General features: G+C 58.8%; 30 protein-coding genes and 4 pseudogenes. 12 read left to right on the plus strand and 22 right to left on the minus strand.

Features of this window, described 5'->3' with window-relative positions:
* Positions 1–277 precede the first annotated feature (277 nt).
* Entirely contained in the window at positions 278–1774 is a 1497-nt protein-coding gene (locus tag LT974_RS16460) for an AAA family ATPase (RefSeq protein ID WP_232590324.1), read from the plus strand.
* A gap of 64 nt (positions 1775–1838) precedes the next feature.
* On the opposite strand, the gene LT974_RS16465 is transcribed toward LT974_RS16460, so the two are convergent.
* Positions 1839–3074 carry a transposase gene (locus tag LT974_RS16465; protein ID WP_232590711.1) on the minus strand — a complete coding sequence of 412 codons (1236 nt, stop codon included), beginning with the start codon at positions 3072–3074 and terminating at the stop codon, positions 1839–1841.
* A 1052-nt stretch (positions 3075–4126) separates the two neighbouring features.
* On the minus strand, positions 4127–4519 hold the full coding sequence (locus LT974_RS16470) for a hypothetical protein (RefSeq protein ID WP_232590326.1): 393 nt from the start codon (positions 4517–4519) through the stop codon (positions 4127–4129).
* Between the two features lie 117 nt (positions 4520–4636).
* Here LT974_RS16470 and LT974_RS16475 point away from each other — a divergent pair, with 117 nt between their 5' ends.
* From LT974_RS16475 to LT974_RS16490, 4 genes are all read left to right on the plus strand, one after another.
* Positions 4637–5407 (plus strand): ParA family protein, encoded by a 771-nt coding sequence (locus tag LT974_RS16475; protein WP_232590712.1) that lies wholly within the window; start codon positions 4637–4639, stop codon positions 5405–5407.
* Entirely contained in the window at positions 5400–5783 is a 384-nt protein-coding gene (locus tag LT974_RS16480) for a hypothetical protein (protein ID WP_135830724.1), read from the plus strand. The genes LT974_RS16475 and LT974_RS16480 overlap by 8 nt, the downstream gene beginning before the upstream one ends.
* A gap of 67 nt (positions 5784–5850) precedes the next feature.
* Complete coding sequence (locus LT974_RS16485) at positions 5851–6159, plus strand: AbrB/MazE/SpoVT family DNA-binding domain-containing protein (protein WP_232590327.1); 309 nt, start codon at positions 5851–5853, stop codon at positions 6157–6159.
* Entirely contained in the window at positions 6156–6584 is a 429-nt protein-coding gene (locus LT974_RS16490) for a PIN domain-containing protein (protein ID WP_232590328.1), read from the plus strand. Before LT974_RS16485 ends, LT974_RS16490 begins: the two co-directional genes overlap by 4 nt.
* A 27-nt stretch (positions 6585–6611) precedes the next feature.
* Here LT974_RS16490 and LT974_RS16495 read toward each other — a convergent pair whose 3' ends face one another.
* Positions 6612–7487 carry a metallophosphoesterase family protein gene (locus LT974_RS16495; RefSeq protein WP_332840563.1) on the minus strand — a complete coding sequence of 292 codons (876 nt, stop codon included), beginning with the start codon at positions 7485–7487 and terminating at the stop codon, positions 6612–6614.
* Positions 7488–8029: 542 nt separating this feature from the next.
* On the opposite strand from LT974_RS16495, the pseudogene LT974_RS16500 reads away from it, so the two are divergent.
* A pseudogene (locus LT974_RS16500) lies at positions 8030–8478 on the plus strand (HVO_A0114 family putative DNA-binding protein).
* A 42-nt stretch (positions 8479–8520) separates the two neighbouring features.
* Positions 8521–8673 (plus strand): hypothetical protein, encoded by a 153-nt coding sequence (locus LT974_RS16505; RefSeq protein WP_232590330.1) that lies wholly within the window; start codon positions 8521–8523, stop codon positions 8671–8673.
* Between the two features lie 733 nt (positions 8674–9406).
* Here LT974_RS16505 and LT974_RS16510 read toward each other — a convergent pair.
* Positions 9407–9757: a helix-turn-helix domain-containing protein gene (locus LT974_RS16510; protein ID WP_232590331.1), complete on the minus strand. Its 351-nt coding sequence runs from the start codon at positions 9755–9757 to the stop codon at positions 9407–9409.
* A 94-nt stretch (positions 9758–9851) separates the two neighbouring features.
* Here LT974_RS16510 and LT974_RS16515 point away from each other — a divergent pair, with 94 nt between their 5' ends.
* Positions 9852–10169, plus strand: a complete 318-nt coding sequence (locus LT974_RS16515; protein ID WP_232590332.1) for a hypothetical protein — start codon at positions 9852–9854, stop codon at positions 10167–10169.
* A gap of 64 nt (positions 10170–10233) precedes the next feature.
* Here LT974_RS16515 and LT974_RS16520 read toward each other — a convergent pair whose 3' ends face one another.
* The 3 genes and pseudogenes from LT974_RS16520 to LT974_RS16530 all read right to left on the minus strand — a co-directional run.
* Complete coding sequence (locus tag LT974_RS16520) at positions 10234–10494, minus strand: type II toxin-antitoxin system HicB family antitoxin (RefSeq protein ID WP_232590333.1); 261 nt, start codon at positions 10492–10494, stop codon at positions 10234–10236.
* Between the two features lie 89 nt (positions 10495–10583).
* Positions 10584–11078, minus strand: coding sequence for a metal-dependent hydrolase (locus LT974_RS16525; RefSeq protein ID WP_232590334.1), 495 nt, complete (start codon positions 11076–11078; stop codon positions 10584–10586).
* A 3-nt stretch (positions 11079–11081) separates the two neighbouring features.
* A pseudogene (locus LT974_RS16530) lies at positions 11082–11354 on the minus strand (hypothetical protein); the annotation flags it as partial.
* A 48-nt stretch (positions 11355–11402) separates the two neighbouring features.
* Between LT974_RS16530 and LT974_RS16535 the strand changes: the two are divergent.
* A complete protein-coding gene (locus LT974_RS16535) occupies positions 11403–12569 on the plus strand; it encodes an ISH3 family transposase (RefSeq protein ID WP_232587224.1) in 1167 nt (388 codons plus the stop codon).
* A 114-nt stretch (positions 12570–12683) separates the two neighbouring features.
* Here the strand turns inward: LT974_RS16535 and LT974_RS16540 are convergent, their stop codons facing one another.
* Together LT974_RS16540 and LT974_RS16545 are read right to left on the minus strand one after the other, a co-directional pair.
* Complete coding sequence (locus tag LT974_RS16540) at positions 12684–12902, minus strand: hypothetical protein (protein WP_232590733.1); 219 nt, start codon at positions 12900–12902, stop codon at positions 12684–12686.
* Positions 12899–13504: a site-specific integrase gene (locus tag LT974_RS16545; protein ID WP_232590335.1), complete on the minus strand. Its 606-nt coding sequence runs from the start codon at positions 13502–13504 to the stop codon at positions 12899–12901. Before LT974_RS16545 ends, LT974_RS16540 begins: the two co-directional genes overlap by 4 nt.
* Positions 13505–13760: 256 nt before the next feature.
* Between LT974_RS16545 and LT974_RS16550 the strand changes: the two are divergent.
* Positions 13761–14909, plus strand: a pseudogene (locus LT974_RS16550) (phage integrase SAM-like domain-containing protein); the annotation flags it as partial.
* A gap of 673 nt (positions 14910–15582) precedes the next feature.
* Here the strand turns inward: LT974_RS16550 and LT974_RS16555 are convergent.
* The 4 genes from LT974_RS16555 to LT974_RS16570 all read right to left on the minus strand — a co-directional run bounded on the left by LT974_RS16555 (position 15583) and on the right by LT974_RS16570 (position 17521).
* Positions 15583–16317, minus strand: coding sequence for a plastocyanin/azurin family copper-binding protein (locus LT974_RS16555; protein WP_232590337.1), 735 nt, complete (start codon positions 16315–16317; stop codon positions 15583–15585).
* 43 nt (positions 16318–16360) lie between these two features.
* Entirely contained in the window at positions 16361–16645 is a 285-nt protein-coding gene (locus LT974_RS16560) for a thioredoxin family protein (protein ID WP_232590339.1), read from the minus strand.
* Between the two features lie 123 nt (positions 16646–16768).
* Complete coding sequence (locus tag LT974_RS16565; protein WP_232590341.1) at positions 16769–17122, minus strand: SHOCT domain-containing protein; 354 nt, start codon at positions 17120–17122, stop codon at positions 16769–16771.
* 3 nt (positions 17123–17125) lie between these two features.
* Positions 17126–17521, minus strand: coding sequence for a DUF302 domain-containing protein (locus LT974_RS16570; RefSeq protein WP_232590343.1), 396 nt, complete (start codon positions 17519–17521; stop codon positions 17126–17128).
* Between the two features lie 234 nt (positions 17522–17755).
* On the opposite strand from LT974_RS16570, the pseudogene LT974_RS16575 reads away from it, so the two are divergent.
* Positions 17756–17922 (plus strand): annotated as a pseudogene (locus LT974_RS16575) (zinc ribbon domain-containing protein); the annotation flags it as partial.
* 47 nt (positions 17923–17969) lie between these two features.
* On the opposite strand, the gene LT974_RS16580 reads toward LT974_RS16575, so the two are convergent.
* The 6 genes from LT974_RS16580 to LT974_RS16605 all read right to left on the minus strand — a co-directional run bounded on the left by LT974_RS16580 (position 17970) and on the right by LT974_RS16605 (position 21835).
* A complete protein-coding gene (locus tag LT974_RS16580) occupies positions 17970–18995 on the minus strand; it encodes an NAD(P)/FAD-dependent oxidoreductase (protein ID WP_232590345.1) in 1026 nt (341 codons plus the stop codon).
* A complete protein-coding gene (gene trxA / locus LT974_RS16585) occupies positions 18996–19355 on the minus strand; it encodes a thioredoxin (protein WP_232590346.1) in 360 nt (119 codons plus the stop codon).
* A gap of 218 nt (positions 19356–19573) precedes the next feature.
* Positions 19574–20692, minus strand: a complete 1119-nt coding sequence (locus LT974_RS16590) for an aminotransferase class V-fold PLP-dependent enzyme (protein WP_232590347.1) — start codon at positions 20690–20692, stop codon at positions 19574–19576.
* 15 nt (positions 20693–20707) lie between these two features.
* Positions 20708–21046 (minus strand): thioredoxin family protein, encoded by a 339-nt coding sequence (locus LT974_RS16595; protein ID WP_232590348.1) that lies wholly within the window; start codon positions 21044–21046, stop codon positions 20708–20710.
* 145 nt (positions 21047–21191) lie between these two features.
* Positions 21192–21479, minus strand: a complete 288-nt coding sequence (locus LT974_RS16600) for a DUF7521 family protein (protein ID WP_408611732.1) — start codon at positions 21477–21479, stop codon at positions 21192–21194.
* Positions 21476–21835: a winged helix-turn-helix domain-containing protein gene (locus tag LT974_RS16605; RefSeq protein WP_232590349.1), complete on the minus strand. Its 360-nt coding sequence runs from the start codon at positions 21833–21835 to the stop codon at positions 21476–21478. Before LT974_RS16605 ends, LT974_RS16600 begins: the two co-directional genes overlap by 4 nt.
* Positions 21836–22000: 165 nt before the next feature.
* Between LT974_RS16605 and LT974_RS16610 the strand changes: the two genes are divergently transcribed.
* The gene (locus LT974_RS16610; RefSeq protein ID WP_232590350.1) at positions 22001–22444 is read left to right on the plus strand and encodes a hypothetical protein; all 444 of its coding nucleotides are present in this window, start codon (positions 22001–22003) and stop codon (positions 22442–22444) included.
* 305 nt (positions 22445–22749) lie between these two features.
* On the opposite strand, the gene LT974_RS16615 is transcribed toward LT974_RS16610, so the two are convergent.
* The 3 genes from LT974_RS16615 to LT974_RS16625 are packed head-to-tail and all read right to left on the minus strand — an operon-like array spanning position 22750 to position 24974.
* Positions 22750–23682 (minus strand): cytochrome c biogenesis CcdA family protein, encoded by a 933-nt coding sequence (locus LT974_RS16615; protein ID WP_232590351.1) that lies wholly within the window; start codon positions 23680–23682, stop codon positions 22750–22752.
* A 3-nt stretch (positions 23683–23685) separates the two neighbouring features.
* On the minus strand, positions 23686–24234 hold the full coding sequence (locus tag LT974_RS16620; protein WP_232590352.1) for a hypothetical protein: 549 nt from the start codon (positions 24232–24234) through the stop codon (positions 23686–23688).
* Positions 24231–24974, minus strand: coding sequence for a DsbA family protein (locus LT974_RS16625; RefSeq protein WP_232590353.1), 744 nt, complete (start codon positions 24972–24974; stop codon positions 24231–24233). Before LT974_RS16625 ends, LT974_RS16620 begins: the two co-directional genes overlap by 4 nt.
* Positions 24975–25081 lie beyond the last annotated feature (107 nt).

The raw sequence follows: 25081 nt of genomic DNA on the forward strand, positions 1-25081 counted from the left end.
ACTCGTAGATCTCATCGTCTTTCCAGCCATGATCGGCCCGAGACAGCTATCTTAACCAACACTCGGCGGCAAATGAGAACTCGTGTTGGTTAATACGTCTCAGAAAATCTGAGGACGCTATTCAGCAACTGACACCCGCCGTTAGCCGTTACAACCTGCAAACGGTGGATAGACGGATTTGTGCAGTGGATGGGTATTTCGAGTGTACAGTGCCAGGACTGGCAATTTAGATTCAGCATACACAACGACTTTTACCCTCGGGTGAAATGTCCGACTCATGACCCGGCCGCAGAAGGATAGCACTCCAGACCAAGCGGAAATCACTGACGACAGTGCAATACCCGATGTAGACGGCGAATCTGGTGTTGACAGTGAAACCACTACGGGATCAGATCACGAACCTGCCGAGACTGACCCTGGTTCGGACACAGAAGAGGGGAGCAGTACTAGCGGATTGAATGAGACGATTCGTGATCGCGTCGAGAGCCAACTGAACGAGAAGGATTCGACGACGTCAGTGTTTGCCAATAAGGACCTCGTTCACCCGGATACGATCATTGACGCCAATCGCATCGTTGGTCGCGACGAGCAGCTAGATCGGATCATCGAACTACTCCTCCCCGCAGTGAAGGGAGGGCGGCAAGACAATATTCTCCAATTCGGCCCCTCTGGAACGGGCAAATCCCTCATCATCAACGCGACTGCCGAGGAGGTCGCGACGCTCTGTGAGAATCGCGGTGTCGACTTCGGCGTCATTCGCATCAACTGCCAGCGGATCAGCTCCGAGGATAAAGCCGTCTACGCGATGCTGCAGGACGTGTCTGAGAAGACCGGTGCTGAGGTCGGCATCAAAAAACAGGGAACGGCAACCTCAGACAAGTACGACCGCCTCTACGAGATCGTCAATGAACGCTTCGAGGCGATCCTATTCATCCTGGACGAGATCGACTATCTCACCGGGAATAGCAACGACGACGAGCCGGATTACTCTCGACTGCTCTATCAACTCTCACGCGCTACCGCCGAGGGCGACATCGAAGGCCGGTCAGCAGTCGCTGCACTCACCAACGACACCCAGTTGATACAGAAATTGGATGGGCGGACAGCCAGTTCGTTCAATCCAGATAACGTCGTGTTCCCCGACTACGACGCCACCCAGATTCGAGCCATCCTCGAGCATCGAGAAGATGCGTTCCGTGATGGCGTACTCTCCGGCGATGTGATACCGCTTGCCGCCGCGTTCGCTGCTCAAGACGAGGGTGACGCTCGGAAGGCAATCGACTTGCTCAGAAAGGCAGGTGAGATGGCCGACCGCGAAGGAAGCGGGACCGTCGAGGAGCGCCATGTTCGAACTGCACAGGGGAAACTCGACGTCGACCAAGCACAGAAGACGATCAACGGGCTCTCCGCGCAGAAAAAATACACTCTGTACGCCTTGACGTCGGTCGCTGTTCACGCGACTCGTTCACTCGATTCGATCCCCGGTCCAGTCGCCTATGAGGTCTACAGCTACGTGACCGAGAGCATCGATGCGGTCACGAAATCGGACGATTCCTTCCGACGGTATGCAAAGGAATTAGCGTCGTACAACATCATCTCGAAGGATCGGAGCGGCCGCGGGCGCGGACGTGGTGTTCACAACGAGTACGCCTTCGCTATCGATCCCGAGACTGTCGAAGAGACGATTGAGCGGGACAGCCGGATAACTGAGATCGAACAGGATTCCCTCCAGCTTGTCGTGGAATCCCAGCTCGACGAATTCAATAGCACGTGACATCCTCTCCGCCGTAAACGGCGGGGCTTCCCACGACAGTGGGATTCCGGCTGTGCCGTAGGTTTCAGTCCGAGTAGGCCGCGAGCGTCATCTGCGAGTATTTCTCGCTCGTCTCCCGGTAGACTGTGGCGCTGTCACAGGCGCTCCCGTTCCGAGGCGAGTCATCGCGTTCCGGTTCCCAAGGAACGCTCTCTCCCCACGGATCTACGCGACTGGCGATATTCGCCGCCGCGTTGATGTCTGCTTGGAACTCAGTTACGTGACAGTCGTCGTTCGTACACTCGAACTCCGCTTGTGAATTACGAGATCCAATGTGTCCGCATTCATGGCACGTCTGGCTTGTATAGCGCGGGTTCACGTACTCGACCGGGACACCGGCCTCGGTGGCCTTATCTTCGACCCGGCCTTGAAGCCGAGCGAACGCCCATGCGTGAAGGCGTCGGTTCATGTACTCCCCGTAGTCCAAGTTCTCGCGGATGAAGGACAAGTCCTCCATCACAATCACGGGATCGTCGAACTGTCGGGCGTACTCGACGGCTTTTCGAGACGCCTTCTCGACGATATCTGTCAGCGCGTTCTGATAGTGGTTGAATCGTTCACCGATCCGCCACTCGGCAGCGTCGCGCTCTTGGAGCCGCCGGAGTGTCGTGAACATCTCTTTGCGAAGTGCTCGAGCACGACTGCCACTCTCGAGCATCGGCTTCGTCGGCGTGTTCCGCTTGAGGGCACAGCCCGTAATCAACGTAGATTCGCCGATATCGAACCCGATGTACGTCTCGTCACCGTCCATCTCGGGTTCTTCGACCGAGTACGTGACGGTAATGTGCAACACCCAGCTACTCCGGTTCTGCTGGAGCCGGATCTGTCCGGCCTTGGCACCCTCATTGAGGAGATCGTGCCACAACGATTCTTGCTCGGGGTTGATTCGCAGCGGAATCCAGAAGTTCGTCCCGTAGCCCGGCAGGGGCACGTTCCAGCAAATCTCGTGGTGGCGAGATTCATCGCGGTCGAACTTCGCGGCTTGATTTGTGAGCCGGATCGGGTGTTCGTCGTCTAACTCGCTGGCGTTGTACGTTTTTCGGAGCTTCGGGACGTAGCTGCACAGTGCAGCCTTCGCCTGGTAAGGCAGGTCGAACGGCGTTACTACGTCGGACACGCCGTTCATCGTATCCGCACCGGAGTCGAACGCATCGTGCAACGCCTCGCGGTAGGTGGAGAGAAGGCGACGGAGACGCACCGCCTTCCCCTCCGTCGGTGGGGCAAGTGTCGCCTCGAGAGTTTTCGTCACCTCCCCTGCCATACCACACGATACACATCCTACACACTTTTTGGTTCCGATGCTGTAGAACCGTCTGTGAACCGAAGAAACGTTACAATCCGGGAAGAGCAAGACGAATGGATCCGGGAGAATCATATCAACCTGTCGAGCCTCGTCAGAGAGTGTATCGACGAACGTATGGAATCCAGTTCCGCCGATTAACGGCGGTTGCGTAGTCGAGTGACGCGATTCACGCCTGCCCTTTGGGGCGAGATTCTTCACTGTTTAAAAGATGGGACTGGTCGAGGCGGTACGTAGCCACCCCCCGTTTGCTGATTGTATACTGTGAGAGGCCCCATGTGCAGAATGTATTCTCTCGATCTGGGGTCCGAGCATCATCGACGAACGTCTGACAGACGTCATCCCCCCATTTACTGATTGTATCTCGCTACACCAGAGGAAGTCGGAGGTGGTATCGGAGGCAAGAGAACGTTCCCGCATTGCTCATCGAGGAAATATTCGATAGACCAGCCGTAACAGCCCAGATCGGCTGTTGAGAACTGAAATCTTCCCAAGCGAACAGTCGCAACCCACCCTCTCCCCCCATTTACTGATTGTATCTCACCAAAAGGCGGGTGGGGGTTGAGAGGAGAATCACGACAAGAATATCTAAAACCAGGAAAATCGCGCTTATAGACTTTGAGATAGCTGATCTGGTGAATATCTGCAACTAGGTTTGTAGATAGAAGGTTTTATGCAAAGGGACTGGTAACAATATCCGTAATACAGTAAGAGCGTAATGGAAAGGAAGATATAATTTCTATATGGAGAGGAATGGCTTCGGAACTGTTCTTCGTCTTTATCTCCTCTAAACGTCTTCTAACAGCTGATCTCGACATTTTGGTCATTCTCGATATTAGGATGTCCCCCGGCCCTTTCTCAAGATACATTCCGCAAATGGGGGGAGGGGGAGCAATACAATCAGCAAAGCAGTCGCTATATTCTCTCCTGCTCAACGTTACCCCACGCCAGCGATCTATGATTGAATGCGTGGGGTAACTACAGGGAGAACCACTCGAGGATATCTGGAGCAATCAAGATTCTCGGTTCGCGTTCACCGGTGCGATATACTCGTTTTTCCAGGAGTCGCCGTCACGCCATTGCCAGTAAAAGTAGTGATAGCCCGGCTTCGTCTCTTTGATCGTGATGTAGGCTCCACCAGCTGGGACATCATCGTAGTCTGCTGGATCAGTCGAGACGTCTCGTTCCTCGAGTTCGTTCTGTTTGGCTTCGCTGATCGATTCCTCTTCCTGTTTTTGGTCAGCCATACGCTCGCGTTCGGCGCGTTTCCAAGCCGCCAGCTTCGTGGCATACGTTGCAATCGCATCGAGTCGATCGGGCGACTGCTTGTCCAGTGGTTCGAGAATATAGTTCGGTAGCTCTGGCGCTTGCGGTTCTGTTGTGGGCGGCTCTGAAGATTCGTCCATAGTTACCCCACGTCTCGCTTTGAGTATCAATATGTGGGGTAACTCAGACGGCAAGAGACCGAAACGCGTCTGACGTAGTTATTTGAAGTCACAGAAAGCACAGAACGGATGGAAGCCATGACTCGGAGAATCGGGATCACGAATCAGAAGGGAGGTGTGAGTAAAACCACGAATACAATCAACGTCGCTGGCGGGCTCGCTGCCGATGGTGTAGACGTTCTCGCCGTCGATATGGACCCTCAGGGATACCTCACGCATCGGCTTGGGTTCGAAGACGAGTACACTTCGGACCCACCGTCGCTATACGATGCGCTTCAGTCGCCCGCCGACCACGACGTCGACGATCTCGTTGTCACTCACGAGGAGTTCGATCTCCTTCCGGCCAACATCGATATGTTCCATCTTGAGCAGGACCTCATCGCGAGCGGGATGCGTCCCCGGCTGCGGTTGAAGACGGTCCTGGAGAACGCGACCGCGTGGGACGTCGTCCTTATCGATGCGCCGCCGTCGCTCGGCCCACTGAATGATAACGTCGTTCTTGCCACCGAGGAACTGCTCGTCCCGGTCGAAGCCGACGAAAGTTCCCAGCTCGCGCTCAATCATCTACTCCGCCAGTTGGATACGCTCGAGGATAACTACGACACACACGTCGATGTCCTCGGTCTCATTGTTTCGAACGTGGCCTATCCGCTGGACAATGAACAGCAGGCGGCCATTGACTGGTTCAACGAGCGTTTCGAAGGACGCGTCGGGGTGTGGACCGTTCGAAGCCGGGCAGCAATCAAGCGGGCAGTGAAAGACCAGGGTTCGGTGTTCGCCGAAGACGCCGAGGAAGTCGATATGACCGACGTGTATGCGCAGATAGCTGCGGAGGTGGCCGATGAGTGACGAAATCGACGAACGTCTGAGCCGTCGGTTTGACGACGACCAGGACGACGAGAACGAGACCATTTCTGAGAAGTCACAGAACGACATGAATTCTAGTCAATCAGGGGCCGAGAGGAAGTCACAGGCTTCACAGAGAGCACAGAACATCAAGAAGGAATGGAATGTGCGGAGTTTCTACCTCGATGACGGCCTCGATAGTAATCTCACGACGGCGTTCAAACGACTGGATCTCTCGCTTTCGGAGGCTGACGCCGAGGTCAATCTCAAGAAGACACGGCACTTCTACCCATTGATCGTCGAACTCGGTCTAGAACGCTTGGCGGAAATGGACGTCACAGAAGTCACAGAACGATTGGACGACGAAGATTCAGCATAGGCGATTTCGATTACTCTCCCACGACACTCTTATGTATGACTGGGACGAAGTAATGAATTGAGGGAGTATGAGTAAAGCAGAGTCTGAAAAAGTAGTGTCTGTATCGTCGCGCGGCCAAGCGACCATTCCCAAAGAGTTCCGGGAGGAACTCGACATCGACACACCCGGCCGCGTGAAGTTCGTTCGCACCGAGGAGGGCGAAATCGTCGTCCGTCCCATCCACTCGGTCACAGACCTGCGTGGAGTCTTGGAAGGGAAAACCGACGAGCAGGGTCGTTCAGCAGTCGAACGACTGCGGGAGGAACGCGAGCAGGACAAGGCTAGTGAAGAGGAGTTGCGGCAGCGCTACGCCAGTGATGACGAGGCCGACACATGACAGAGGGGACTGACATTCCCGAGACGATTATCTTCGACGCCGAACCACTCATCGCCTATTTCTGCAACGAACCAGGGAGCGACACCGTCGAGACGTACGTCGACGCCGTCGAAGGCGCGGCCGATGGATACATCTCAGCGATCAACCTCGCCGAGGTCCACTACGTCGTGCGTGCAATCGACGGCGAGGAACGCGCTGATGCTGTCGTCGACGTCCTCGAGGAAAGCGGCATCCGTCGCGTCGATACCGAACAGACCTGGGCGTCAGCAGCCGACTTCAAATTCCGCTACGCTCCAGCGCTCGGTGATGCCTTCGCGCTCGGGACTGCAGCACACGTCGACGGGATGCTCCTGGTCGGTGCCGACGACGACTACGACGACGTCACCGACGTCCCAATCACTCGGTTCCGGACCGAACCGGCATAGACCCTGGATCTCGTCCCATAGTGGCCGCTATGAGTGCTCCTCTGTCCGCTCTTCGAGAAACTCTCGCAGTTTCGATTCGAAAGACGGTGGAGTAGCCCCGAACGTTGACGCTGCAGATTCGACCACTTCGTCAGTCTCGGCTTCCTCTTGTATCGTTCCCAGTCCGTAGAGCACTGTGCGGACGACCTCACTGTAGAATTCCTCTTCGTCGTAGCAGAATTGACAGTCGTTTCGCCAGTAGTCGGGGACGAACTGCACACCGAGTGCCTGGTGTTTGGGACAGATTCCTTTGCGAACCTGCCCGATGTTTCGGAATTCGACCTCCCACGTTCCGTCAGGGGCGATCTCAACGACGAAGTACGCGCCGAGAAGCGCGTCTGCACCATGGTCTGCCGTTCGGTAGAGGAATGCGGTATTGAGAGCCTTGTTCTTGTAGCGACCGGTGTGTATATGACCAGAGAAGTATGCCTTCCCCGCGAAGTGTTCCAGCAGTTCGGGGTGCCAGTAGTGATTCACGAGGATTGTCTCGTCTTCAACTAGTTCGGGATTCTGCGTGAATGTCTCTCCAGCAACGGTGATACTGTCATCTTCGGGGATGTACGTCCCTGGAAGGTCGTAGTCTTGGAACGGCTGTTCCGGGCCGATTGCCCCGTCCCGATTCCCCCAGATGTAGAGGAGCTCTCCCCGCTCGTGGAGCGTCTCGAAATACGGCGTGACCGCATCGAGCTGTTCCCGCCCCTCGTCGACGCCATCAAACCATGCGTTCGTGATATCGCCGACGTGAATTACGAAGTCGAATTCCTCGCCTTCAGTACCGTCGACGACCCGCTCCAGTGAGTCGACATCCCCGTGGTTGTCTCCCATACAAAGAAGTCGGAGCGTCTCATCATCGTTAGTCGTCATTAGTTGACTCCCCGTACTCACTCAGGTGTATAGAAGACCACGTTCACCGTCAAGGAGATATCTCATAACAGTCTCTCACTGCTATTCTTGCTAGTCCTTCTCTCCTTAGTGCGAAGCCCCTCTCTGGTTCTTCTGCAAGATACATTCAGCAAATGGGGGGTGCGATAGATGCCAGCCGACTCCAGTACATCTTCATGCTGCGCCGCCTCGAGCTGGTGCAAAGCCTGGTGGATGAGCCGGCCAATTCCCCATTTCACCGATTTTCGCTACGCGTGATCGGTGAACCACTTGCTGTGAACTCACGAAGATGTGCCACTTCTACCCGCTGATCGTCGAACTCGGCTTGGAACGCTTGGCGGGAATGGAAGTCACAGAAGTCACAGAACGATTGGAAAGCAAGGATTTGGGATAATTGCAGAGGGCGGATACCAGCGTTGTTCATTCACCACAACAACCCTCTACCATACGCGCGTTGTCCTACATGGACAATACAGATGCCCCGATGTAGGCGTCAAAAATCCTCGAAGAGGTCGATCCCATCCATGAGCAAGCATTCGCCTGACCACCTGCACGAATCCCCGGCGGACGCCGAGTATTCCTCGACGCTCCGAATCACGTCGACGCCGTTCGAGGAGCACACGGAGAGTGTGCTGAACCGCGCTGAGCGCTGGGAGCAGGGCGAAGCGGTGCCCACGTCGTCAACTTCCAGGACACCAGCCGGCTCCAGCGCGTTCTCACGCCGCGCCGCCTGGAGCTGGTACGGAGTCTGATGGAGGAGCCAGCCGAGAGCATCCGCGCCCTTACCGACCGCCTCGACCGGGACGTCCGTCAGGTTCACGACGACCTGCAGATCCTGAGCGAGTACCGTATCGTTCACTTCCGCGAAGCGGGCAGCGCGAAGCAGCCCCACGTTCCCTACGACACGGTGAAGATCGAGGTCGAACTCACTACGTCGGTCGGTGACACCTCAGAGTCGTCGACGTCCGCGTAGCCGTCCACAAGCTTATTCCACCCGAGCGCCGACATTTCATCAATGAGTCGCCACTCTGCTGGCGATGACCGCAAGAGCGATGCCGAGGACGGGGGTCGTCCTGAGGTTCCCGAGGGCATTCTTCGCGGTATTGAGGACATCGCCGAAGGGAATACAGCGAGCAAAGAGGATCTCGAGTCTGTCCTGAAGTACTGACTGACGTTTCCTGAGACAGAGATGAGCTACGTATCACTGTCGGCCGTCGGACGAAGAGACGAGGGTCATCTTTGCTGGTGAATCCGATTTCACTCACGAGGCCGTTCGGACTTAGCTCATTGTCGAACTCTACAAAGCGCTGTCCAACTCCTAACACACGTCATCGACACCCAGTTTGCGCTCGTATCGCCAGTCGAGCGATTCGTGGTACTGCTTTTATACCGCTGAACAGGCGCAATACCACGGCCTTCAGGCCGTGGATACGCCCCGCCACTTCGGAGAGAACCCACGTTCGACAGCACTCTGAGTTTCGGGATACCGACGTTTAAGTGACAGGCACCCCTATTACTGGATAGGAATCGGTCGGAACGGAGCGGATTCCGAACCGTCCTTCGGAGGCGGCCTGTCCGCCCACGTAACGAGGCAGTATCCGAAAGAGCAGTCGGTGAACGCCACATCCTCGACGGGTGTGCCAACGTGCCGACTGCTCAAAGCAAACCAGACGATACCCCCGACTCCGTTGACGCCTGCTGGCGTCCCCGTGGCCAAAACAACACGGGGACGCCAAACACGGTTGAGGATAGGGGTACCGGCGGGTTGGCACTGCCAGCAGTCCACCAGTCCGATATTGTGGGACTATCCGTGCCCGAAAGGCCTGGTAGTCCGGTGATTGGGCTGCGAACCTGAAACTCCCACCGCTCGGGATTCCTCCGCGTTTACGCGGAGGAGGATGTCAATCGGCTTCGTCGACATTGTTGAGCGCACTATTCAGTTCGAAGAGTTCCTGGACGACGTCACTCTTAGCGACTCGGTAGCGACGAGGCGACGTGTTTGGGACCTCCTCGACGATATCGGTCTCCAGTAGGAGATCGATGTAGTTGCTGACCGTCTGCCGAGTGACGCCGGCGTGATCGGCGAACTCCGTCTTGTTGAACTCCCGACCGGGAGGGAGGGTGAGGATGGCGTCAAGGAGGATAGGGACGCTCTCGTGCTGAAAGAGATGGAGGACGCCGCTCGGGTTCTCAAGGCGAGCCTCCTTAGTGTCCTTCTCCTCCGCCGGGTGCTTCGGCGTTGACTCGCTCATGTTTCTAGTGTGCCGGTCGGCGTACATAGTTGTTTGTTTTGGCGTAAACGCTCGTTAACGCACACTTATCAGAGAGGGGTGAAGATAGGGGAATATGCGCAAGCCATCGGTGAAATGCGCTCTCCTCGCGGCGATGATAGCTGAGCACCGGTGGGGGTCACCGATCGTCGAGGAGAATCTCCTCTCCATTTCCGCCATCGAGACGAACGACTATCCCACCGCGAGCAAGGTCTTCGATGAGCTCCGATCCGCTCTCTACATCATCAACCGGGGGAAGCGGGGCATCGAACTGAACAGTGGCGAATTCGGAGCGCTCGCTGACCGTCTCTATCACGAGTGCGGGTGGGAACCGTTCGAAATCAAGAGTCGGCTGAAGCACTACGAGGGGTGGGATAATCACGAGTGGGCGTAGTCCCGCGAGAGCGTATTCGACGAAGGAGACACTGTCTTCCGAGGAAAACGCCGTTCGAACCACACTACTCGTCCGAGAGCCACGGCGGCGGGCCGTCTTCTCTGATTTCGGCGTCGATCCCGAGTTCCTCGAGGCACGCCTCGGGGTCATCGATCTCCTCGCCGCGACCGACGTGGCTATCCAGAGCGTCGGCAAGTTGTCGGAGCGCCTCGGCTTCCGTGTCGCCAAAGGACGCCACCCCCGACTCGACGTGTCGCGCAGTCATGCGACCGTCGTTCTTGTGGATGAACTCGACGCCCGAGGGCGGGTCCGATACCGTCGCCATACACACAGATACGCGCCGAGAGTGACGTAACCCTTCCCCTGCGCCACGGTCTTAACCAACAGACACCGCCCTCTACCCCCGAGTGTTGGTTAACCGCTGAGCGCGAGCCCGCCAGCGACCGCCACACCGGCGACCACGACGCCGATCACAAGCAGGGCGTAGTTCGCTATTGGGTTCGCGGCCGTGACGACGTCGAGCGTGTACTTCTCGCCATGCACGGGCGCGAACGGCCGAACGCCAGTCGGTGTGAGCACGTCAGCGAGGATATGCGCCACCACGGCGAGCGTCCCGACGACGGCGCCGAACAGGCCCGTTCCGAGCGCAGCGAGCACGCCACGGGACGTCCCCAGTAGTAGGCCACCGACACCGGCGACCGCGCCGACGGCGAGCGCGAACCACACGGTATGTGTCGGTCCTCGGTGTTTCACGCCGGGGATTCGTTGGTCGACATCAGGGAGCATGGCCCCGCCAACGACAACGGCACCACCGAGCACTCCGAGCGTGGTGTAGCCAAGCGCAGTCAGGATGAATACAACGGGGGCGTAGGCGACCAACGCCGCGCCGTAGTGGCCTTTCTGGTGCATGGGTTAGTAGTCCCGAAGCCACTCCGGCCCGCCGTAGGCGTCGACGTAACACCGCCTGTGTGCCGGCTCGCCCCTCGGGTTCGGCACCGCCTTTTCTAACGGAACCGATTCCCCGCATAGGTCACACTCGGCCGTGTGGCCCGCTTGCCGGGCGTCCGGTGAGAGATTCTTTGTCTCGACATAGAGCTCTTGGAGCGCGCGTGGCGTCAGCCGAACGAGGACTTTCTCGCGGTCGTCCTCATCTCGCTGTTCCGGCGTGTACGTGAGCACCCAATCTCAGTACTTCACAAAGCCGGTTAGTTAGAACGTCTGCTTGCTGAGGATGTGTACTCCAACAAGCAAGCAGACGGTGAGATTCACGAGGACCAACTTCTTAACTTTCTCGTCAACCGCCTTGACGAGGAAGTTCCAATCTCTTTAGCAAATAACGCTGAAATCGCTGCTGAGGACATCTATGAGGTCCTCGTCGGCGCTTGCGCCGACGGGACCTCTGTCTCTACGCTCTGTGCGTCGAGCCAGAATACACCCACTGCGAACACGATCCTCTACCATCTTCGGACGAAGTTCGAGCCGGAACGGCTCGAACGAGTCGCTAACACGCTCCTTCGGAAGGATATCGATGAACTGCTCCCCAAGCAGGTGGAGGTCTGCGCAGACCTCCACCTGCGACCCTACTACGGTGACAAAGCCGACACAGACGGTCTCTATCACTCGGTAGCGAAGCGTGGAACCACCGCGTTCCACGCCTACGCCACACTCTACGCGCGTGTGACGAACAAACGCTACACGCTGGCGGTGCGCCGTCTCGAAGACGGCGACACCGCCAGCAGCGTCCTCGCTGAGTTCCTCGGTATTCTCGACGGCCTTGACACCGAGATCAAGGCCGTCTACCTTGATCGCGGATTCTACGACAGCAAGTGCCTCACGCTGCTTCAGACGCACGACTACGCGTACGTGATCCCAATCATCCGGTGGGGTGAGACGATTCAGCAAGAGCTCTCGGAAGGGTGGAGTCGTGTCATTCAGCACGATCTGACAGGGAAACTCGACGGCCACAGCTGGACCGTCGAGTTTCCCGTCTACATCGACTGTACGTACCTAAACGGGAAGTATGACGAGAACGGTGTGGCGCGTCACGGCTACGCCGCTGACGCGCCGTTCATCGACTCACCACGCGACGCTCGATACCACTACACCAAGCGGTTCGGTATCGAGTCGAGCTATCGATTGTTTGAACAAGCGATAGCGACAACAACCACACGAGATCCAACGGTACGGCTGCTGTACGTCGTGGTGAGTCTGCTATTACAGAACGTCTGGCGGTACCTTCACTACGAGTATGTGGCGACGCCCCGCCGAGGCGGGCGTCGCCTCTGGTGGTGGCCGTACAAGGAGTTCGTCAATATGGTTCGACGAGCTGCGTGGACGGCCCTCGCGGTGCGTCGGGCCGTCCCCGCGAATCGGCCACCTGACGACCGGTTCCACCGCTAACCACCGACCGAGCAAGCCAGCAAAGTGAGTGGCAACGCTGTCGCGTCGGCGGCTGACCGCCGCCGACAGCGACAGCTCTCCGTCGATCCGTCCGTAATCATCTCATCGAGACCATCAGTACAACCGCTTCGAGACAGAACTTAGGCCGCAGAAACAGCTAGCTGTGGATGCTTTGTGAGGTACTGAATCTTGGCCCGCTTCGCCGTCGCCGCCCGGTCCCAGCGAAATCGTCTGTGCGAGGTCGTCCGGAACGTAGTGCCACTCGTTATCCCTGAACCGCGGGTAGTTCCCCGCCGGTCGCGGGTTCTCGGGATCGACGTCGTCCTCGGTCACGCGAGCCCCGCCTCCTCGAAGGCGTCGTTGACGACCTCGGCCGTCGGGGCATTGAGATATGGTTCGATGGCCTGGAAGGAGTCCCAGCCACCGACAGCCATCACAACCCGGGGATTCATCTGTCGGTCGACGAGAAGGCGCTGAGCGAAGCGGCGGCGGAGATCGTGAGAACTCACGTACTGGTAGTCGTCGTCCCCGGTTTCGGCGGCCGCACGCTCGGCCGTGCGCTTCACGACGTCGCGGACGCCGCGCTCGGTGAGATCGATCAATAAATCGTCTGGCGCTATATCTTCGGCATTCTGATAGCGGTGAACGTCGCCCTCGACGTCCGCGGGGAGGTAGGCGTCACGGGGCTTCCCGCCGTTCCCGGTCGTGTCCTTGCCCTCCGGAACCCGGAGTCGATAGTGATCGCCGTCCGGTGTGCGTTTCACGTGCTCGGGGCGGATCTGTGGAATTTCGAAGGCTCGGAGGCCGACGTAGCCACCGAGTTGGATGATGAGATCGTCGCGATGGTTCGCAGCGGCCCGCCGCAGCTCCTCGAGTTCGGCGTCGGTCATCCAGACCTTGTATTCGTCCTGCTTTGCGGTCGCTTCCAGTCGCATAGGAGCTTCTATAACAAGCTTACACTAAATATCTGTCGAGCATCAGAAACGGTGGTGTGTCATCCCCCGATTAGGCCGCTAGAGCGGAGAATAGCGGTATTCCAGTGACGACTTCTATGATAACCCGGAAGTCACTGAACGCCGTGAGGCATCAAATGACGAAAAGAAATGCCGCTATTACGGCCCGACAAGCGATCGTCTCGACTCATACTACGAGATTGACCTACCAACTCGTTCTCGGACAAGATGACCTAGAGGCGGGAACTATCGACGAAACGCTGCACGCGAACTCGAGCGGTTCGTCGAGTGGGCCGCTGGCGAGCGCTGCGACGAGGACTGGACCGGGATCGTTCCCGAGGACGTCGACCGCGACCCGGCCTTCGAAGACCTCGACAAACGCGTCTTCCGTGAGTACGCCCGCCATCTCGCCGGCGACCTCGGGCTCAAACAGAACACGATCCAGACCTACTACGCCTACGTCTCGGCGTGGTGTGGCTGGTGCGTCAACGAGGGCTATCTCGAAGCGCACTACGCGCAGCGGGCGAGTGCGATGGCGCCGCTGCCGGAGGACGACGGCCGCAAGCCCGGCGACCAGCAGGCCTGGACGTCCGAACAGCGCCACGCCCTCACCCGCCACGTCGACGAACGGGCCCGCGATGCCGTCGAGGCGTACACGACACTCCCGGAGGATACTGACCCCCTCGACAAGCAGCGAGGGCGCTACGCGGCGCTGAAGGCGGCTCGTGACCGGGCTTTGGTGTTCGTCCTCGCGTACACCGCCGTCCGCGTCGGTGAACTTCTCCGGGACCCGAACGATCCGCGTCGACGTGGCGTCCGCTGGGAGGACCTCTCGCTTGACGAGGGGAGTATGGACGTCTACCGGAAGAAACAGCAGTGGGACGCCGCCAGTCTCCCCGACCCGGTGATCTCGCCGCTACGGAGCTACCACCAGCTGATGAACCCGCCGACAGAGCGCTGGCCGGTGTTTCCGACGTTCGACCAACGGACGCTCGCGGGACTCGTCCCGGACGAGCTCGCCGACCGAGGGGAACGCCCAGAAGCAATTACTGAGCGGCGTGAGGAGTACGCTCGCGACCTGCTGCTGGCGCCTGATGAGGACATTCGGCCGCCGTCGATCACGACGGACGGCGCACGGTCGATTCTCCAGCGGCTTTCAGAGACCGCAGAGATTGACATCGACCATCCGAAACACGATTATCTTGCGCCGCACGGTGGTCGACGCGGGATGGGTGAGGTCCTCGTTCGAGCATTCGGGTACACGGTCGCAGCCCGGTATCTTGATAATTCGGAGGAGATGGTCCGTGAGCGGTACTCTCATATTGAGGCCGGCGAACTTGGTGATGTGGCGACAGAAGCACTCGACGAAATCGAACCACGGCCCTAGGGCAGAATAACTGAAGTCATCCCCCAGTCCTTGCTCGTCGCATTCCCTCGTAGAGGGCTGGGAGGCCGAGGGGGAGGGCCAGCATGCCGAACCCGATTAGCGCATACTTGGTTCCGCGTATACGCTGCAGTATCAGAACCGTGACGACGGCGCCGAGAAGCACAATCAGGAACGCTGCGTTACTCCAAATAACGTCGTAGGTCGAACATTACAGCCAGCAAACGAACGTGTAGGCCGGGGCGTTCCAGGTCGGTGGATGGAGTTTCGGCCAGAAGAACCGGCAGTACGTGGTCCAGCCCAGCATCGCGACGGTCGGCAACCCGACGAGCCCCACCGCTGCCCCACGATTTCCGTCGCCGTATCGCCGGTATCCAGCGAGGAAGAGTGCGGGAAAGCAGAAAATCCACAGCCAGATCCCGATAGTGTAGGTTACTGGCCAGTGTCCGATACGGGGTTGCGTGACTGGTGCTCGAAGTGAAGCGGGCAAGGTTGCCCAGGGGAACGAGGGATCGGGGACAGGGTTCGTGAATAACGCGACGAGACAGAGGATTGTTCCGGCGAAAAGGCGTAAATGCCGGCCTTAGTGTACCGAATCAACCACGGAGGAAAGGGATCAGTCCGCTGGTGAGTCACCGACATCGTCGGATACCGTCAAATTAGTTAGCGTCCTACTTCATCGATCCGACGTGAGCTGGTCGTGCCGGCGTTCGAATTCTTCCTCGTCGATTTCGCCCTGTGCGTACCGACGCTGGAGGGTATCCATCGCGGAATCCTGACTCTCGGGAGATTCATCACTTCTACCCAGTGCCCAGTAGAGGAGTCCACCAATCAGTCCCAGCATTCCGAGTGCCCCGCCGATGAAGGGGACGCCGCCGCGACCGCCCCTCGATCCGCCCATCATGCCGCCGCCGGGACCCATCATGCCGCCATCGGTACTTCCGCTGCCCTCGACATCTGAGCCGACGGCGACGGCGCCGTTCTGGACTATCGTCTCGCTGTCGGGGACCTCGCCGTCCGGGATCGGGCTGTCTTCAGCTGGACCGCCAGGGCTACCGACGACGATACGACCGACCATGCCGACCGTCTTGTGCGGGATACAGTAATAGTCGTACGTGCCGGGCGCCTCGAACGTGTACTCGAAGGCTCCCGACGAGATGGTTCCACTGTCGAATGCGCTGCCGTCGGCCGGAATCCGGTTCTCGTAGGCGGTCGCCGAGTGTGCTCCGGCCGCTATCTCGAAGCGGACGGTCGTGCCGGGTTCGACGTGGAGTCCGATCGGGTCGAAGTAGTTGTTGCCCATCTTCACGACGGGCGTCTCCTGTGCGGCGACTGGCTGGGTGAATCCCGCACTCGCGACTGTGCCGGCACCGAGCGCTCCTAGGAACTGGCGTCTACTGTAGTCTGTCATTGTAGCTGGTTGGCTTCTGTTATCCACGGATGATGCTGGCGAGTCAGTTCGCGAGTCCGGGCGATTGCTGGCCGGCGCTCTCGATGGCTGCCTCCAGTTCGTCCTGGTCGGCGATGCCGATGAATTCGGCAGTTCTCTCCCCGTTCGCATACACAAGCGTCGTGGGCGTCTTTCGGACACCGTACTCCTCGGCCGTCTCCAGATCGGCCTGGATGTCGACCTCTCGGAACTCGACATCCGGATACGCGTCTTCGATGCCCTCGTTTTTCTCTCGCTGCGTTGCGCACGCTCCACAGGTCTCCTGCGTGAACAGGATAACTTCCGTCATAGTATCTAGTATGGTCTTGTTCCTTTAGCGCATTTCTATTCACATCCGAAAGCTGTGACCCTCACAGCTTTCGGATTCCAAGGAGGTGGACGTGAGTAACGCCGGAGGTTGGTGGTTGGACCGTCACTCCGAGCGTTGGAGCTTGTTCCGACGCGCCTCGAACTCTTCCTCGGTGAGATCTCCGCGGGCGTATGCCATACGCAGCTCCTCCATCGCGGGATCCCGAGACGACTGCGATGCCGTCACCCGACGGAAGACGAGATATCCTCCACCGAGCAGGAGGAGGAGGAAGACCAGCTGGACGAGCATCCCGACGAGTGGCCACCAGCCGCTGGTCGTCCCGTATCCACCCATCATTCCACCGTATCCCATCATCCCGCCGAATCCCATCCCCATCGTGAGCAAGGGGAGGACGATGATCGCCCCGAGGATGAGAAGGACGATGGTTGTGGTGTCGAGTTGGTTTGATGATGCCATGGCTCAGATTTCAGTCGATGATTCGAGTTCGTCCGCGACATTGGCGAGAACGCGTTCGAACCGGTCGTGGACCTCGTTCGCGATCGAGTCGAGCGCCTCGTTGTCGGCGATGCCGACGAGCTGTTGTGGGTCGACGGCACTCACCATGATCTCGCCGTCGTCGGTTTCGTAGACGATGACGTTACACGGGAGGAGTGCGCCGAGTTCGGTTTCTTCGGTCAGCCCTTCGTATGCCAGCGGGGGATTGCATGAAGTCACCGGCATCGGGATAATTGACCCGGTCACGGCGGCACTTATCGCCGGCGTTGTCCTGTGGTCGGCTGGGAAAGTCCTCCGTGGCAGCGGGGCTATCTTCTTCCTGAAAACACCGTTCGAACCTGAGGGCGTCCGAACCGACATGGAGGCCGTTGATGGCGTTGACCAGGTTGAGGACTGGCATGCGTGGCAGATTTGCAGTCAAATCACTATCGCCACCGCTCATGTCGAAACATCCGTTGAGACGATGACGGAGGCTGAAACCGTGACACAGCAGATCACGGCGTCGATCACGCGACGGTTGAACTCTGTCCTGCGTACGATGATCGGCATACCCATCTCAACTCCCATGCTCACGAAGTATGAGAACCTTCTGATGAATACAATTGCAAGCGCGAAGGCACGCACTTCGTGGAGATTCAACCAGGTGGCACGACCAAAGAATGCACTCAGTGTGGCGTCGCAACCGGGAAACCGCTCGGGTGCGTGAACACTCCTGTCTCGCCTGTGGTTTCGAGGCAGACAGAGACGCAAATGCGGCGTGGAAACAGGAAGCATTTATTCAAGGAGGCGGCGAGTAGATAGGGATAGTTCACGCGGTCGCGGTAGTCGTCAACTCCGCTGCACTGCGTAGCGTCTCGAGGAACTCCTCGGCATCGAGGGCAGCCATACTCCCGGTGCCGGCGGACGTGATCGCCTGGCGGTACCGGGGGTCGGCGACGTCGCCGGCGGCGAACACGCCATCGACGCTCGTCCGGGCCGTCGGTCGGCCGACATCGTCTGCCTGCGTGAAGATGTAGCCGCTTTCGTCTCGTTCGACGGCAGTCTCATCCAGGAACCGCGTGTTCGGCGTGTGGCCGACGGCGTAGAACACGCCGCCAACATCGACGGTCTCCCGCTCGACGTCGACCCCGGACTCGGCCTTCTCCGTGGGGTAGCCATCGGGGTGGGAGACGAGCGTGGCGCCGGTAACGCCGTCCGCTTGGGAGCCGTGGATGGCTTCGAGCTCCGTGTTCCAGCGGAATTGAATGTCCTCGTGGTCGCGAGCACGGTCGGCCATGATCTCCGAGGCCCGCAGCTCCTCACGCCGGTGGACGACTGTCACGGAGTCGGCGAACTTCGCGAGGAACAACGCCTCCTCCATGGCGCTGTCGCCGCCACCGACGACGAGGACGTCGTCTCCGCGGTGGAACGCACCGTCACAGGTCGCACACGTCGACAGTCCCTGCCCCATCAGTTCGTCCTCGTTCTCAGCGCCGACCCAGCGCGCGCTCGCGCCGGTGGCGACGATCAGCGACCGCGTGTAGAGCGTGTCGCCGGTCGACAGCGATAGCTCCAGCGGCTGGCCGTCCAGGTCCGCATCCTCGATGCGGCCGTGTTCGAACTGCGCACCGAACTGCTCGGCCTGCTCTTTGCCGCGCTGGACGAGCTCCATCCCGCCGACGCCGTCGGGAAAGCCGAGATAGTTCTCGACGTCGGTCGTCAGCGTGAGCTGGCCGCCCGGCTCGTCGCCCTCCAAGACGAGGGGTTCGAGGTCGGCCCGCGCAGCGTAGACGGCTGCCGAGAGGCCGGCGATTCCCGACCCGGCGATGACGAGGTCGTGTACGTCCGTGCTCATCTAGTTCGTGTAGGAGTCGACGAGCGTTCGGAGCTGGTCTTCGCCCTGGAGGCCGACGACTTCCTCGACTTGCTCGCCGTCCGCGAAGAGGACGAGCGTGGGAACGCCGCGCACGCCGTAGGCGCCTGCGAGTTGCTGGTTCGCGTCGACGTCGACCTTCGCGACCGTCGCGGCGGTCTCGGCGGCGATAGTCTCGACGGTCGGCTCGAGCATCTGGCAGGGGCCACACCAGTCGGCGTAGAAGTCCGTCAGGACGACATCGTGTTCGCTGACCACGGCATCGAGGTCGTCGGCGCTATCGACGTGAATCGGTTCGTTCGCAGGAGCGCTGCCTGCGTCGGTTGCAGTATCGGTTGCCATCACCTGTCCCTACGGACTGCCGACCATTAAGTCTTGCTCTATTTCCACAATACCCCACACAATTCAAAGAGCAGTCTGGGGCCATGAAGCAAGCAAGGCATAGAAACCGGCGTAACACCCACGTAAGCGCTAGAACCCGTCCTGCCGGGGCTCACACTCGCCCCTACAATTGTAGAGATAGTGAACGTGTGGGGCGGACAACCCATCGCACTTCGACGTCAGTTCCACTCCGATTCGAGCGCGTCGAGCAATCCGTCGACCTCCTCCCGAGTGTTGACTGCATGGACGGATACCCGGATCGCGTTCGGGCTCGGGAGCGAGCGCACGACGAATCCCTCTGTCGCCAGTCGTTCGACCGTCGATTCGGGATCGTCGACGTCGATCGTGACGAGGCCCGACTCGGGCGGATTGGGACTGTAGAGCTGACCGTCCGGGATGCCGTCCACGAGCCGTCCGGCCAGGGTCTGGATTCGCTCCGCGATGCGATCAATTCCGATCTCGTCGATCGCATCGATCGCCTCGGCTAGGGCGACGTGGGGAGCGGGGTTCGACGAGCCGACCTCGAACCGTCGGGCACCGACCGCAAACTCGTAGGGGTCCGCCGTCGGTGTCTCGACGCTCCGGTAGCCGACCGTGTTGGGCGTGAGCGATTCAGCGACGTCGCCGCCGACGTAGAGGAAGCCACCGCCCCAGAGTCCCAAGAGCCACTTGTGGCCGGCTGCTGCGACCGCGTCAGCACCCCATTCGTCGACGTCCATCGGGAGCTGCCCCGGCACCTGAACAGCGTCGACGAGCGCGAACGCACCCGCCTCGTGGGCGATGTCGACGAGGTCGCTGACGGGCAACTGGGTGCCATGTGTCCACGTCACCGCACTGAAGCACGCAAGTCGTGCATCCTCAACGGCCTCGGCGAAGGCATCGAGGTCGACGCGACCGTTTTTGGTCTCGACTACTCGAACGTCGACGCCCTGCTGTTCCAAGCGTTGCCACGGAAGCGTTCCGGCTGGGTGCTCGAGATCGGTTCGAACGACGGTGTCGCCGGGCTCCCAGTCGATGGCGTTCGCGATAGCGTTGATGCCCGCGGTCGTGCTCTCCGTGAGTGCGATTTCGTCGTCGTCCGCACCGACGAAGGTGGCGACGCGCTCCCGTACGCGGTCGTATTCGTCGAATGCCACCTCGTAGGGGTCGTTTCGAGTATTCGTCTCGTACTCGTGTGACCGCACGAACTCGTCAGCAGCTTCGACGACGTACCGCGGGCTCGGCCCGTGAGCGCCGAAGTTCAGGTAGACGTCCTCGTGCAGGGCGGGCGTGTCGGCGCGAAGTTCTCTGGGGTTCATCTCGTTGTCGGTGAATTAGTCGTTGTACTGGGCAATCAGGTCGCGGAGGGTCTGTTCGTTCTGGCCGCCACGAAGCTGTTTCACCGGTTGCCCGTCGGCGAACAGGACGAACGTGGGCGTGCTCTGGGCACCGAACTCGATTGCTGTTTCGAGATTTGATTCGATGTCGATCGTCAGGATCGCCGCGTCAGTGTCTTCCGCGAGTGTTTCGAGAACCGGCTTCATCCGCTTGCAGGTCCCACACCACTCCGTGTAGAACTCCACGAGAGTGACGCCGCTGTCCTCGACGGCAGTCTCAAGGTTGCCATCGTCGAGTGAACCCACGCTGTCCGTCTTCGCTGTTTGTGTTGCCATTAACAGACTCTATGCACTAGATCGTTAATAGTCTTGGGCTTACTATACAATATAGTCCGGGTATGTCTTTCGTCTCAGAGCTATTGAATGAGAGTAAAGCGATGCGAGGGCCATCCGTGGATGCCACGAGCACACAATTGTCGGGTTAGATAGCCTCGTTATTCGAATTAGACATCACCGAACGTAATATCAGCACCATCCCAAATGAGACGAGTACTGCCTGTATGAGGGCCGCTGAGAACAACGACGTTCCCAACACACTGTAGACGAGGCCTTCACAGATAGCTCCGACTCCTATGAATACGAAGCCGACAGAAACGTAGAGCATCGGATGGCTCTCACTCCGCTTGTATGCGTAGAATGCGAGGTACGCGACCAGAAGGCTGAGAAACAGCGTAATCAGCTTGACGACGACGATTGACGGGCTGATCATGTGCTCTCCCGGAAGTTCTCCCAAAGCGAAGCGAAATTATCGGCGAGTTCATCACGTGTTTCGACGGAGAGTTCGAACTCACCGTCGGCGATTGAAACGTGGAACGCCTCGACCGTCGTCTCGAACAGCTGTTTGTGCTCTCCACCGGAGCCGATCGTCGAATGGACGGCAATAAGATCATGGCCCCGTAATGTGGAGATGCGACGGTAAATGGTCGCCAGCGACGCGTCACAGACCTCGCTAAGATCCTTTGCCGTTCGTGGCTCCTCCTCAGCTGCAAGTAGAATCGTGCGTGAGTAGTCGTCCGCAAAGACTTCGAGGAGGGACGCGGACGGATTGCCCTCACGACTCTCCATATCTCTGCATTGTGAGGAGGGCGTAAAGATTCGGTGGTTTCCCCGATTCTGGTTCGTAGGCTGAGATTTCCCCGTTCAGAGAGTCGTATTGTCGTACAAGGCTTTTTGCGAATAGTGCAAACAGACAGCGTCCTTTACAGCCCAGCAACCCGAGCGATAGTACTGATGAGACGGTTTCAGAGACGGCATCTCAAAGCGGCAGTCATCAGCGTCGGGTCGTTTGTGCTGTTCGGGGTCGTCACTGGATTGATTCCCAATCCGGTCTACGTTCGGATGGTTCCCCGAACGCTGTTGGATTATCTCTTTCTTGCTCTCACTGCTGGATTCCTGGGCTTCTACGTGTTACAGCGAACAACGGAGCAGCGTGGCGACGAAAAGACTGCAACTGCGGGTGCTGTTCTCGGATTTCTAGCGTTTGGATGCCCGATCTGCAACGCGTTTTTGCTTGCCCTGTTTAGCAGTTCCGCGCTAATGACGTACCTCGACCCGCTCCGGCCGCTTCTGGGAGTCGTGAGTGTTGCGCTCTTCGCCGGGCTTCTGTACGTTCGCTCACAACGTCCGTGTGAGTCCTGTGAGGTAGAACCGAAGCAGACGGCCACACATCAGTAGACCAGTCAAATGCCAGACACTCAAACAGAAACAACCGACGAGACGGGTTCACGGCGCCGCTGGTCACTGCTCGGACTCGGTGGCGCACTGAGTCTCTGTTGTCTCTTTGCCGCTCCGGCCGCGACAGGCGCTGCCGGAGCTACCGCTGCTGGTGGTGCAACGGCGGCCCTCGGAGGCGGACTCATCCGAATACTAGTGGCGGCACTAACAGTTGGGGTTCTCGGCTTTGTATACCGATTTCGGTCAGACTCCAAATCCTGCGAAACGTGAGTCCTCTAGACGAGGATGAGTCACTACTGTCCGGTCTATCCGAACATCGCTCCGCTAGGGAGATACCCGAACGACCGGAGCGAGTACCACGTCACGTAGACGCCGATCACGACGAAGGCCAGACTGCCAGCGTAGCGAGCGGACTGTCCGTATTTGCCAAGCGAGAGTGAACTCCCCGTAACGCGTGCGACCACACTGACACCGAGAACGAGTGTCCCCATACCCGCTCCGAATGAGCCAAACACGGCAAGTCCCTGCACGAGCCCTTCCGTCGTGAATGACGTGAGAATCATCCCCAGAAAGACCGGCAGATTACACGCTAGGCTGCCAACTCCGTACACGATACCGAACACAAAGAAGGCTGGAATCGTTGCTGAATCTCGCTCAGGGAGGCGGATCGACTGCAGCGGAGAAAGGTTGTAGTAGTACATGATACCGATACCGATCAAGAGCGGCCCAACGAGGAGTTCCATCGACACGAGATACGGTTCGATCCACTGGCCGAGGAGAAGCACGACACCGCCAATAAGCAGATAGACGGTGACTACGCCGGCCGTCACGAACCCGCCGACGCGAAGCCCATCAATCACTGCGCGTCGGCCGAGCCCCAAGAGCATGAGGAGTGTGCCGACGACGACAACGGCGACTGGGGGATAGTAACTCCCTGTTCCGAGTTTCGCGAGTGGAACGATCAACTCATAGCCGGGGAGCAAAACCCGAATACCGGCAACCGACATGTAGAAGAGCGGAATCGCCCCGACGAGAAACACAAGAATGCCATTAACCAGGAATGCTATCCGGACAGGACCAGACGCGTCCGATTGGTCTGCTCGCACTGCATCTTCGCCTTGTGTATAAAAGTACGAGAGGTACGCAGGGAGGAGCCCAACACTACACGGAGCAAAGAACATCAAGACACCCGCAGCGTACGCCGCCACTAGTAGTGATGATGAAGCAAACAGTGCCATCGGTCACTCCCCCTCCGTAGCTGAGTCGATCGTACAGTAGCGTGGGTCGCCAGCACGAGCGAGGTACCCAATCAGAAGCGTGAGGCCACCAACACGGAGCAGGTTCCCGTGAAACGGCATCGCTGCTAATGCACCAGCGAACCCCATGAGGCCGAGAACACCCGCGCCACAGCTCGCACAGCCGGATGCGAGCAGACCGGGAATCGCACTCGACAACCCTCTGGATCCTGAGAGTCCGACCTGAGCTACTCGACCAGCTACGTTCGTGACCGCGACGCCAGTTAAGATTGCATACCCAACAATCAGCCCGAGGCCGATGGCTCCAATTGTCGCGTACGTGTTCGCAGTGAGCGCCACGAGTGCAGTATCGAGATACCTGAGGTTGGCACCGAGCATCTGCATCGAGTACTCCGGGAATGAACTCAAAATTAGAAGGACGTAGGTTGCGACGGAGACCCCGACGAACAGGAGTCCCCGTATCGTAGACGTCAGCGGATAGGCCAGTGCTGCCAGAAGCTGTTCGGTGTGGTGTTCGAGACGCAGGGCGATCATGCGTTCTGCACCCGTGTGATTGCTTCGTCGAATCGGTCGTATGGCTGTGCCCCGACGAGTTTGCCAGCGGCATCTACATCGCGATTGTAGAGAATGAACGCAGGCGTCCCACGGATCCCGAACTGTGCCGCCCGGCTCATATCCTTGTTAATCGACGCCTCAATCTCGCTTCGATGGGTCTGCATACACGAATCGACAGCACTTGCATCGACACCGTCGACGCCTCGAGTGATCTCCAGGAGATTCGCTTTCGACGCCCATCCCGAGTTCTTTGAGCCCTGCTTGTCGAACATAGTCGAATGCCACCGCCAGTATGCCTGAGGGGTGTCCTCTCTCACCTGCCGCCAGACACAGCGATCCATCACTGCCGCGGTCATCGACGTTTTGCCCATGTAGGGAAACTCGATGAAGACAACCCGAACGGTGCCCGATTGGACGTGGTTCCGGATTATCTTCGGAAGCGTATTCTGCTCGAAGCGACGGCAGAAGGGGCACTGGTAGTCACTCCAGTAGTACATATCGATAGGGGCGTCTAATGGCCCCATTATCGGATGGCCCTGCAGGTCAATTTCAAACCCGGTCGTGTTGGAACTGGTGTGGAACGGGGCCGCAGTCGGAACTTTCGAATCCTGGCTTGCGTCTAGTCTCGAAGCTCCGTAGACGATGCTACCACCAGCGAGGACCGTTCCGATACCACCAAGAACCGCACGCCGTCGTGTGATCGGAGACGGAATATCCATACCCGAATTGCGCCCTCGATATATATGGCTGGAATGGCGATTTGCAGGGTCTGCAAAAATGCGTCCAGTGCGGATAGTGGGCAGCACGCTACAAGGGATTGCAATTA

The organism is Halobacterium noricense, from assembly GCF_021233435.1.
Taxonomy (GTDB): Archaea; Halobacteriota; Halobacteria; order Halobacteriales; family Halobacteriaceae; genus Halobacterium; species Halobacterium noricense.